Origin of the sequence: Streptomyces sp. NPDC057654 (assembly GCF_042800135.1) — a bacterium.
Lineage (GTDB): Bacteria > Actinomycetota > Actinomycetes > Streptomycetales > Streptomycetaceae > Streptomyces.
In genome coordinates this window covers 1-5273 of sequence record NZ_JBHVHQ010000613.1, presented here as the reverse complement: position 1 = coordinate 5273, position 5273 = coordinate 1, and the positions used below count along the sequence as shown (strand labels likewise).

Genomic DNA, 5273 nt, shown 5'->3' with positions numbered 1-5273 from the left:
CGACTTCGCCACGACCATCGCACCCGGCCTGCGGGACGTGCTCCTGACCGGCAAGGCGTGCGAGGCGGTCCGCCGCAAGGACCGAGGCGGGCGCTTCGTCTACGACCACGTGATCATGGACGCCCCGCCCACCGGCCGCATCACCCGCTTCCTCAACGTCAACGACGAGGTGGCCGGGCTCGCCAGGATCGGCCCCATACACAATCAGGCCCAGGCCGTGATGCGCGTCCTGAAGTCCGCCGAGACCGCGGTCCACCTGGTGACGCTGCTGGAGGAGATGCCCGTCCAGGAGACGGTGGACGGCGTGGCGGAGCTGCGGGCCGCGAAGCTCCCGGTGGGCGGCGTCGTCATCAACATGGTGCGGCCCGCGCTCCTCGACGAGAGCGCCGTGGACGTCGTCGCGAACGGGCAGCGCCCCGCCGTCGCCAAGGCCCTCTCCCGCGCCGGGCTCGGCGGCGCCCAGCGCGGCGGCCACGCCGACCGCCTGATCGACCCGCTGCTGGAGGAGGCCCGCGAGCACACCGAGCGGGTGGCCCTGGAGCGCAGCGGGCGAACGGAGATATCCGGGCTCGGCCTGCCCACGTACGAACTCGAACTGCTCGGCGACGGCGTGGACTTGGCGGGGCTCTACCGCATGGCCCGCGGACTGCGGAAGCAAGGGGTGGCCTCATGAACGGCCTGGCGGACACGTACCGGCTGGAGATGGACCCGGTCCTGGACGACCCCGCCACCCGGATCGTGGTGTGCTGCGGCTCCGGCGGCGTCGGCAAGACGACGACCGCGGCGGCCCTGGGCGTACGGGCCGCGGAGCGCGGCCGGAAGGTCGTCGTCCTCACCATCGACCCGGCGCGCAGGCTCGCGCAGTCGATGGGCATCGAGGAGCTGGACAACGTGCCGCGCAAGGTCGAGGGCGTCGACGGCGGCGCGGGCGGCGAACTGCACGCCATGATGCTGGACATGAAGCGGACCTTCGACGAGATCGTCGAGGCGCACTCCGACCAGGAGCGGGCCCGCGCGATCCTGGAGAACCCGTTCTACCAGTCCCTGTCGGCCGGTTTCGCCGGCACGCAGGAGTACATGGCCATGGAGAAACTCGGCCAGCTGCGGGCCCGCGACGAGTGGGACCTGATCGTCGTCGACACCCCGCCGAGCCGCTCCGCGCTGGACTTCCTGGACGCGCCGAGCCGCCTCGGGTCCTTCCTGGACGGCAAGTTCATCAAGGTGCTGATGGCCCCGGCGAAGATCGGCGGCCGGGCGGGGATGAAGTTCCTCGGCGTCGGCATGTCGGTGATGAGCGGGCCGCTGAACAAGCTGATGGGCGCGCAACTGCTGCGCGACGTACAGACCTTCGTGGCGGCGATGGACACGATGTTCGGCGGTTTCCGCACCCGCGCGGACGCCACGTACCGCCTGCTCCAGGCGCCCGGCACGGCGTTCCTCGTCGTCGCCGCCCCGGAGCGGGACGCGCTGCGCGAGGCGGCGTACTTCATCGAGCGGCTGGCCGCCGACCGGATGCCGCTGGCCGGGCTCGTACTGAACCGGGTGCACGGCAGCGGCGCCGACCAGCTCTCCGCGGAGCGGGCGCTGGCAGCCGCCGAAGCCCTCACGGACGGTTCCGCGGGGGCCCCGGCGGACGCGGCTCCCGATTACACAGAAAATCTTGCTGGTTCCGGCATTGTGGATCGTGACGCAGGGAAGCCTCACTTGGGCGACCCGTCAGCCCCCGACAGCGGCTCCCCCACCGCCACTGAGGGCTCACAGGACAGCACCACAACCGTCACCGACCCCACCACTGCCTTCACCGAGGCGGCCGACCCCATCCAGGCCACCCCGGAACAGCTCGCGGCCCGTCTGCTGCGGCTGCATGCCGAGCGGATGCGGGTGCTCGCCCGCGAGCGCCGCACACGGGACCGCTTCACCACGCTGCACCCCGAGGTGCCCGTGGCGGAAGTGGCCGCGCTGCCCGGCGATGTCCACGATCTGGCGGGCCTGCGCGCGGTCGGCGAGCGCTTGGCGACCCAGTCCGCGTCCCCACGGACGGCCGCTTCCTAGCCGCACGCCCTACGTCCGCACGCTCTACGTCACGTCCGCACGCCCTATTGTCCGTACGCACACGTCCACGCTGACACGTCCGTACGCACGGCAGCCGACTGCGGCAACGTGCGCAACGCGGCGACGGCGTACGTACGCGATGGACGCGTACGCGCACACGGCCACGTACGCGGTGGGCCTGCGCCTGACCGGCGCGGGCGGTAGGGCGCGGACCATACGTGCCGCTGCCCGCCGCTACCCCTGATGCACTACCGAAAAACCGCGGCGTCTTATGGCTGTCCGCGCGCACGCGAGGTGGCTCACCCCGCCGCGGCGTAGTCCTCGTACTCCTCGTCGTCGATGGGCAGGATGCCCGTACTCCGCTCGTATTCCGTACGGGCGGTCTCCAGCAGCCTCCGCCACGAGGTGACCGTCGGCCGGCGACGCAGCAGCGCCCTCCGCTCCCGCTCGGTCATACCGCCCCACACGCCGAACTCGACACGGTTGTCCAGGGCGTCGGCCAGGCACTCGGTGCGCACCGGGCAACCGGTGCAGACCGCTTTGGCCCTGTTCTGTGCCGCGCCTTGAACGAATAGCTCATCCGGATCGGTGGTGCGGCATGCTGCTTGTGCACTCCAGTCGGTTACCCAGCTCATGCTGGCGCCGTCCTCTCCCGAATCGAGGCTCCCCCACGGCGGCAGCGGCATATTCACCGTTGCCAGTTGAGGACGTTACGGAAGGCGAGCAGGGCGCAACACCCCCTGCGGGCCCAATCTTGAATGGCCCGAACGGACTATGCGTATGCGGCAGATCACCCAACGGAGTGACCCGACGACATCATCGACAAATCCGTCAACTCGGGGTGATTCAGTCGAGACGCAGTGGGCACCATGTGACACATGGGCTGAAGTCGGGCACGGCTCGGCACTCGGAGGGGCTCGACATGAATTCGGCTGAGTGCTGAGGAGGATGGTCCGGAACCGCACCGCAGTGACTGGCGTGAATCAAGCGTAGGCGAACACCTGGGCGTCTGTCCGGCGAATGAGAACGTAGGCTGCCCCCCATGGCTAAGAAGCGCTCCGGCGGGGGTCTCTCGACGACCCAGCAGGCCGCGAAATTCCTCGGTGTCAGCGTGCTTTCCGGAGCGGTGCTGGCAGGTCTCGCGCTGCCGGCCTTCGGCGCCTTCGGCCTGGCGGCCAAAGGCTCGGTCGAGGGCTTCGACGAGATCCCGTCCAACCTCAAGACCCCGCCGCTGAGTCAGCGCACCACGATCCTCGACAACAAGGGCGGTGAGATCGCGAAGGTCTACTCCCGCGACCGCACCGTCGTGCCGCTCAAGGAGATCTCGCCCTATATACAGAAGGCGCTCGTGGCGATCGAGGACGCGCGCTTCTACGAGCACGGGGCGATCGACCTCAAGGGCGTGCTCCGCGCGCTCAACAAGAACGCGCAGAACGGCGGCGTATCCGAGGGTGCCTCCACCCTCACCCAGCAGTATGTGAAGAACGTCTTCATCGAGGAGGCCGGCGACGACCCCGACAAGGTCGCGCAGGCCACCCAGCAGACGGTCGGCCGCAAGGTCAAGGAGCTGAAATACGCGATCCAGCTGGAGCAGGAGCTCGGCAAGAAGCAGATCCTCAACAACTACCTGAACATCACCTTCTTCGGTGAGCAGGCGTACGGCGTCGAGGCGGCGGCTCAGCGCTACTTCACGAAGCACGCCAAGGACCTCACCCTCGACGAGTCCGCGCTGCTGGCCGGCATCGTCCAGTCGCCGACGCGCTACGACCCGGTCAGCCACAAGCAGGAGGCGACCAAGCGCCGCAACACCGTGCTCCAGCGGATGGCGGAGGTGCACGACATCACCCCGGCCGAGGCCGCGGCGGCGAAGAAGAAGCCGGTCAAGCTCAAGGTGAAGCCGCCGAAGAGCGGCTGCATCACCGCCGTGCACGGCGCGGGCTTCTTCTGCGACTACGTCCGCGAGGTCTTCCTGCGGGACAAGACCTTCGGCAAGACCAAGGAGGAGCGGGCCAAGCGCTGGAACCAGGGCGGCATGACGGTCCGTACGACGCTGGACCCGCAGGCCCAGAAGTCGGTGCAGGCCGGGGTCAAGGGCCATGTGTACGCGTCCGACCCGGTGGCCACCGCCGTCACCCTGGTCGAGCCGGGCACGGGCAAGATCCGCGGCATGGGCCAGTCGCGCCCGTACGGCTTCGGCAAGAACGAGACGCAGATCAACCTCTCCGTCGACCGCAACATGGGCGGCGGCGCGGGCTATCTGCCGGGTTCGACGTTCAAGCCCTTCACCGCGGCCGCCGCGCTGGAGAACGGCATGGACAACTCCCAGTCGTACCCGTCGCCGAACCGGATGCCGTACCCGACCGTCTACGACTGCCAGAACAACAAGCTCGGCAGCGACGCCTCGGTGCCGAACGAGAGCCCGGACGAGGTCGGCCCGTACAAGATGCCGGAGGCGCTGAAGAAGTCGATCAACACCTACTTCGTCGCGCTGGAGGCCGACACCGGTCTGTGCAACGTGACGAAGATGGTCAACAAGCTCGGCATGACCAAGCGCGCGGGCGGCACCGCGTGGGGCCTCGGCGCCTCGTACACCCTCGGCGTGAACGAGGCCTCGCCGCTCAACATGTCCGCCGCGTACGCCGCCTTCGCGTCCCGCGGCAAGTACTGCACGCCGACCGCGCTGGAGAGCGTCACCGACTCCGACGGCAAGCAGCTGCCGGTGCCGCAGGCCAACTGCACCCAGGCGATGTCGACGAAGACCGCGGACACGATCAACACGATGCTCAAGGGCGTCGTCGACGACGGTACGGGCAGTAAGGCCGGGCTCTCCGGCGGACGGGACAGCGCGGGCAAGACGGGTACCACCGACAACCGGTACTCGGCCTGGTTCGTGGGCTACACGCCCAACATGGCGGGCGCGGTCTGGCTCGGCGACCCGCAGCACCAGGTCCAGATGCAGAACGGCGTCACCTTCGGCGGCAAGACGTACGACAAGGTGTACGGCGCCGACGGCCCGGCGCCCATCTGGAAGGACTCGGTCTCCGGCGCCCTCGCGGGGAAGCCGGCGGACAAGTTCACGACCGTCCCGATCGCCGGTTCCGACAAGGACAGCAAGGCTGACGACGGCGGAGACGACGGCAAGGGCGGAAAGGGCGGCAAGGGCGACAAGGGGAAGCAGCACGGCGGCCACGGCGGCAAGCACCACTGATCAGCTGCCAGGC

At 69.1% G+C, this 5273-nt stretch carries 3 protein-coding genes and 1 pseudogene; 3 read left to right on the top strand and 1 reads right to left on the bottom strand.

Annotated features, from left to right (window positions below):
• Positions 1-673: pseudogene (locus ACFU99_RS31920) on the top strand (ATPase); the annotation flags it as partial.
• Positions 670-2052, top strand: a complete 1383-nt coding sequence (locus tag ACFU99_RS31915) for an ArsA family ATPase (RefSeq protein ID WP_384398656.1) — start codon at positions 670-672, stop codon at positions 2050-2052. The pseudogene ACFU99_RS31920 and the gene ACFU99_RS31915, both read left to right, overlap by 4 nt.
• 299 nt (positions 2053-2351) lie before the next feature.
• Here the strand turns inward: ACFU99_RS31915 and ACFU99_RS31910 are convergent, their stop codons facing one another.
• On the bottom strand, positions 2352-2687 hold the full coding sequence (locus ACFU99_RS31910) for a WhiB family transcriptional regulator (protein ID WP_384398654.1): 336 nt from the start codon (positions 2685-2687) through the stop codon (positions 2352-2354).
• A 407-nt stretch (positions 2688-3094) separates the two neighbouring features.
• On the opposite strand from ACFU99_RS31910, the gene ACFU99_RS31905 reads away from it, so the two are divergent.
• Entirely contained in the window at positions 3095-5260 is a 2166-nt protein-coding gene (locus tag ACFU99_RS31905) for a transglycosylase domain-containing protein (protein ID WP_384398652.1), read from the top strand.
• Positions 5261-5273 lie beyond the last annotated feature (13 nt).